At 71.1% G+C, this 1,022-nt stretch carries 1 protein-coding gene; it reads left to right on the top strand.

All coding sequences use genetic code 11. The features are described from left to right. Window positions 1-1,022, top strand: a 1,022-nt coding sequence (locus ACZ4O3_RS44120) for a phosphoketolase family protein (protein WP_467728045.1), incomplete at both ends; no start/stop codon positions are given.

The following is a 1,022-nucleotide window of genomic DNA, read 5'->3' as shown; positions in this document are numbered from 1 at the left end:
ATGTCCAAGGCCGAACACCAGGACGCCGCCGTACTGTCCGACGACGAGCTGCGCACCCTGGACGCGCACTGGCGGGCCGCCAACTACCTGGCGGCGGGCCAGATCTACCTGATGGCCAACCCGCTGCTGACCGAGCCGCTGCGGCCGGAGCACATCAAGCCGAGGCTGCTGGGCCACTGGGGTACCTCACCTGGTCTGAACCTTGTGTACACCCACCTGAACCGGGTGATCAAAGCCCGCGGGCTGGACGCGCTGTGCGTGTGGGGGCCGGGGCACGGCGGCCCGTCCGTGCTGGCCAACTCCTGGCTGGAGGGCAGTTACAGCGAGACCTACCCGGACGTCTCGCGGGACGGGGCGGGGATGGGGCGGCTGTTCCGGCAGTTCTCGTTCCCCGGCGGGGTGCCCAGCCATGTGGCGCCGGAGACGCCGGGCTCGATCCACGAGGGCGGCGAGCTGGGATATTCGCTGTCCCACGCCTATGGCGCCGCCTTCGACAACCCGGGTCTGCTGGTCGCCTGTGTGGTCGGTGACGGTGAGGCGGAGACCGGGCCGCTGGCCGCCGCGTGGCACTCGAACAAGTTCCTCGACCCGGTCAACGACGGCGCGGTCCTGCCGATCCTGCATCTCAACGGCTACAAGATCGCCAATCCGACGGTCCTGGCCCGCCTGCCCGAGGCCGAGCTCGACTCGCTGCTGCGCGGCTACGGGCACGACCCGATCCACGTCACGGGTGACGACCCGATGCAGGTGCACCGGGCCATGGCGGCGGCGCTGGACGACGCGCTGGACCGGATCGCGATCATGCAGCGCTCGGCACGCGAGGACGGTGTCACCGAGCGTGTGCACTGGCCGGTGATCGTGCTGCGCACGCCGAAGGGGTGGACCGGTCCGGCCATGGTGGACGGGGTACCCGTGGAGGGCACCTGGCGCGCCCACCAGGTGCCGCTGGCCGGCGTCCGGGAGAACCCCGCCCACCTGCGGCAGCTGGAGGCATGGCTGCGCTCCTACCGGCCCGAGGAGCT

This window comes from Streptomyces sp. NPDC026515 (assembly GCF_055567595.1).
The sequence above is the reverse complement of the archived record's forward strand: the minus strand, read 5'-3'. Positions and strand labels throughout refer to the sequence as shown.